Here is a 4768-nt window from a genome sequence, read left to right as displayed (position 1 = left end):
CACCATTGCGGCGAAGGAAGAGATTCTGATTACCTGCAAGGGGGCGTATATCAAGCTGAGCAACGGGGAAGTGGAGATCGGGAGTCCGAAGGTGGTGCGGGTGAGGGCGCCGTTGGTGGTGAATGGGCCGAATAGTTTAGGAATCACTCACCCAGATTGGCCTAAAACTTTACCAAAACGTCCGATGCGAATTAATCTGCGTCAATCTCCTCATTCAGATCACTTTTTCATCGGTATGCCTTATACAATCTATGCAGATGGAGAAGAAATTCAAAGAGGGGTAACGGATGCAACAGGGTATATTGCTGTCGAACATGAAATACCAACAAGTAAATATAAGATTGTATTTGCTAACGATTTGGAATATTTGATTCCGATTGAGGATGAATTTAATGAAAATACATCAAGAGATAAAATAACCAATCGTGGTTTTCATGGCTTGAAATATACAAGTTCTGAACTTTCTCCGATAGAGCAAGCAAAGAAATATTTTGAAATAGTACATAATATAAAAGACAAAAGTTCGAAAGGTTCTAAAAATGGGTAAACCTGTGATTGCGACTTCCACTAAATCTAAATTGGGTGCAACAGCATCAATGAACTGGTTTTTAGACTCACAGGAATCATCACCTGTTGCTGCTACTTTCAGGCCATTGATTAATGGGAAAGAAGCTTTTACAACGCTCCATGAAAAAATTGAAAAAGCCGAACATTCAATTGATATTGCGATATGGGGATTTCAGCCTTCGATGCATCTAAAGCGGGACGGTAAGAGTAAGTGCATTGGGGATTTATTGATTGAAAAAGCAAAAGCAGGTGTGCAGGTGAGGATATTAGTTTGGAGTATACCTTTTAAAATACAGACTTTTTCAGAAGCCAATATGGGAAATGCACCTGGTGTTTTTAAAGGCGGAGTGCCAGGGGTAACTAACGCTCAGAGGCAGTATGATCGAAATTGGTATTTAGCAAGAGAAGGGAAATTACATACGTTAGATCCACATGCATCTCAAAATATTCAGAAATCGTACCCTCATTTATGGGAACTATCAAAGTCTTCATATCAAAATAATCTGAAGTTCAAAACTCGGAGTGTTGAATCTCAGAGTAATCAATATGAAGATAAGGAGTTACCAGAAAATGCAAAATCAACATTGAGGTTGTTTCCTTCTCATCACCAAAAAACAGTTTTGATAGACTACGAAGTACCTCACAAGGCAGTAGGCTTTGTAATGGAACATAATATGCTAGACAATTATTGGGATGATAACAGCCATATTTCTGGTAAGGTATCAGCGCCAAACCAGGGAAAAAATGTTGATACACCATTACAGGATGTGTCCAGTATCGTTAGCGGTGAAGTTTTATGGTATATCAACCGTAATTTCTGCCAATCTTGGGATAAGGTAAGTAGTGAAAAACTTGGAGAAAAAAGAAAGGCTCTGACTTTCGACAAATATCCTTTTAACAAATCTGCCGGAGGTACGCCTTTGATGGCGCAGATATTGCGCACTTACGACAAGCCGGATATTGAAGACATCAAAAAAATCTACCTGCAAAATATCAAAAGGGTGACCAGTTATATCTATACAGAAAATCAGTATTTTAGATGGCCTCCCTTAGCTGAGGCGTTTATCAAGCATTGGCAAAATTTAAGATCGAAGGGGCGCCCTGAAAATATGCCAATACATTGGTTTGTTGTAACTAATTCATCTGATGATGGTTTGGGAAAAGGAACGTATACAACAAATAAAATGTTAGAAAAGTTGGGAAGGCAGGATGTGATGCCTAATGTTGCCCTTACTCATACAGATCGTATAGAATTTTTGGAGGCATCGCTTGGAAATAATCATGCACAAGGACAAGGATCAGCAAGTACTATTGCTAAATGGAAAGGTGAATTGGCAGGGTTAAAAGCAAGACAGCAGCAACGTTCTGGTACAAGAGAACAATCCTACACTAAAAATGCGGAAGAAGTGAGGGAGAAAGAATTTGCCAAAAAACTGAAAAAAGAACTAGGCGTTAAAGTTCATGTCTGCACTTTAACTGCATCCAATGCTTGGAAAGAAGTTTACATTCATTCGAAGGTAACCATTATAGATGATGTCTTTACTGTTATCAGTTCCGCTAATCTGAATACCCGTAGTATGCAGGTTGATACGGAATTGGGCATATTTACCGAAAACGGCGCAGTGGCGCGAAAACTGCGCAAAGATCTGTGGAAACTACATACACGCGATCTGCACAAAGCCAATAATGCGGCAGGAAAGTTTGATAATGCGGCGAATCCAGAGGCGATGAATGATCCGAGCGTAGCAATTATGGCTTTTAAACGGTGGCAGATAATAATGGATGAAAATAAAAAACAGATTATAAACGGGAAACCGCCACTGCACCCTCTATGCGAATTTTTACGCCTGGATCCTAAAGTCTCTCGATTGGATTGACTATTATGCATAAATCTCTCAAATATACCCTGATAGTTTTAGGCTGTCTGGCAGCAATGTTCATTTGGTTTCTCCTTTGGCTGAAATGCAATCCCATCCATATAGGCGGTGCAAACGGTCAGGTTAAGCCCGCGTATTGCAGCATAGGGGAAAAATGGCAAGAAAAGCAACGGAAGAAAGAAACCATGAAGACCATTGAAGAAATCAAAAAGAACCTAGAGTTTACCTGCGTGCATGAAAAACGCCCACCTCTGTCCGAGGAAACACAGCAACTCTACAACTACGCGCTGCACCGTGATTTGAACCATATGTGGCCTGGACAGAGGGGGGACGGTTTTTGGGATGAACTATTGCCGTATTACCGCATTGCCGCCGCTAATGGCGATTATAAGGCAAACGTACGACTGCAGTTCCTGCTCAGCGATGGCTGGACGAGGGTTCCCGATATTGAGGCTGAAGCCGAAACCCAGAAATTGTATAAAATGCTGCGCAAACAACTTCCAGCTACCGCCTACTATCTGCTCAAAGGCTATATTGAAGACGGCTACGGTGTCAGTGCACCCCCCGACAGTGAGCTGGCATTTTTGCGCAAGGCTGCGGATATGGGTAACAGGGAGGCGCAATATACGTTAGGTCAGATGATCAGTAGTTTAGATGATGAAGAAACACGTGAATTTCGATTAAAGCTAATGATGAAGTTATATCGGTGTGCTTCTGAACAAGGGCAAGGTAATGCTTCTTATTGGTTGGGTATGTTTCTTCCTGACTATCATAAATATGATGAAGCTGTTAGAGCCTATCATCAGGGGGTAAAAACGGTAATTATTTATCTGCTTTTATTCTTTCTAATGCGTTTAAAGCAGGAAAAGAAAAAGGAAATAACGACTTTTTAGATGTGGAGACTGATGAAGAGCGTGCTCGCCGTTACGGTATTATTGACTCTTATCTATCAACTTACGACTTCATGTCGCCTACCGTTCCCGACTTGGACGACATCGTTCCGCTACCGCCGGCACCTTTACCCGAATGGGACGGCAAAATCGCCTTTCAACGCTGGGTAGAGGGGGATGAACCACCAAAACCCTCTGATGAGTTGATAAAGAAGCTGGCGGATAAAGCAGGCTTGGATGTAAAAACCGGGCTACCATTGTAAGGACCATTCAAAGTGGGAGGAGTCAAGGATTATCTAACCTATTTTTATCAGTCTAAGCCACTTTACCAGAGAGAAAAGTTTGCAAACTTATTTGAAGAATAGGCTAATGTCGTCTGAAATCTTTTCAGACGACATTTATTTATAAATATCGCTTGAAGTTGTTCCAAGCCGATCTGCCTACATCGACGAAATGGGACGCTACCGTGTCAAACTGCTGTTTGATTTGTGTGTTTGGCAATCATGGCTTGGGCGGCTTGCTGAAAGAAGGTGGTCATGAAAAATCCCATAAATGTCTTGGTGGGAATTTAGGGGATTTTGGGGAATTTTGCAAAGATCTCTGTTTATAAAGGAAAACTCTATCTCAATGGTATCTTGGTACTGAAAATAATTAAATAGGAATATAGTAAATACCTACCGGTAGTAGGAGTCCGCGCATCATGATGCAGTTTGGTACCGAGAAGAAAGATGGAACGAAGCGCAGCGAAGCCGAAATCCTCGCTATCTAGGACACCGTATTGCCAACTTTAAAACCAATTAAGTAAATTAAATTTGATAAGGAAGGCCGTCTGAAAAATACCATGTTTTTCAGACGGCCTTCTTCTCGTTTATCCCTTTCCCTTTACCATCAGCACGATCATAGATACTATACCTTTATCATGATATTATGTTTTGCTGGAATAGCGAAGTTGCATACAAACACCGTAGCTGCAGGGTGAGTTTCTGCGCTTATATCACATCCTTTCTCGATTAAATTGACTATTATGCATAAATCCCTCAAATACACCCTGATTGTCTTAGGCTGTCTGGCAGCAATGTTTATTTGCTTTCTCCTTTGGTTGCAATGCAATCCCATCCATATAGGCGGTGCAAATGGTCATGTTAAACCCGCGTATTGCAGCATAGGGGAAAAGTGGGAAGAAAAGCAACGGAAGAAAGAAACCTTGAAGACCGTTGAAGAAATCAAAAAGAACCTAGAATTTACCTGCGTGCATGAAAAACGCCCACCTCTGTCCGAGGAAACACAGCAACTCTACAACTACGCGCTGCACCGTGATTTGAACCATATGTGGCCTGGACAGAGGGAGGACGGTTTTTGGGATGAACTGTTGCCGTATTACCGCATTGCCGCCGCTAATGGCGATTATAAGGCAAACATACGGCTGCAGTTCCA

Annotated in this window: 3 protein-coding genes and 2 pseudogenes; all 5 read left to right on the top strand. The window is 41.7% G+C overall.

Translation table 11 applies throughout. The features are described from left to right. Nucleotides 1–547 (top strand): annotated as a pseudogene (locus tag TW89_RS11735) (hypothetical protein); the annotation flags it as partial. Further along, nucleotides 540–2444, top strand: a complete 1905-nt coding sequence (locus TW89_RS07990) for a phospholipase D-like domain-containing protein (protein ID WP_128581096.1) — start codon at nucleotides 540–542, stop codon at nucleotides 2442–2444. The pseudogene TW89_RS11735 and the gene TW89_RS07990, both read left to right, overlap by 8 nt. A gap of 5 nt (nucleotides 2445–2449) precedes the next feature. Beyond that, the gene (locus tag TW89_RS07985; RefSeq protein WP_225522196.1) at nucleotides 2450–3337 is read left to right on the top strand and encodes a tetratricopeptide repeat protein; all 888 of its coding nucleotides are present in this window, start codon (nucleotides 2450–2452) and stop codon (nucleotides 3335–3337) included. Then, the gene (locus tag TW89_RS12085) at nucleotides 3283–3597 is read left to right on the top strand and encodes a DUF6396 domain-containing protein (RefSeq protein WP_283114695.1); all 315 of its coding nucleotides are present in this window, start codon (nucleotides 3283–3285) and stop codon (nucleotides 3595–3597) included. Before TW89_RS07985 ends, TW89_RS12085 begins: the two co-directional genes overlap by 55 nt. Nucleotides 3598–4358: 761 nt before the next feature. Beyond that, nucleotides 4359–4768, top strand: a pseudogene (locus TW89_RS07975) (hypothetical protein); the annotation flags it as partial.

This window comes from Neisseria flavescens (assembly GCF_001618065.1).
Lineage (GTDB): Bacteria > Pseudomonadota > Gammaproteobacteria > Burkholderiales > Neisseriaceae > Neisseria > Neisseria flavescens_A.
This window is presented reverse-complemented; position numbering and strand designations above follow the sequence as displayed.

Excerpts from the sequence above, each read along its gene's own strand:
- TW89_RS07990 (WP_128581096.1), top strand. The coding sequence starts at position 540 with ATGGGTAAACCTGTGATTGCGACTTCCACTAAATCTAAATTGGGTGCA.
- TW89_RS07985 (WP_225522196.1), top strand. The coding sequence starts at position 2,450 with ATGCATAAATCTCTCAAATATACCCTGATAGTTTTAGGCTGTCTGGCA.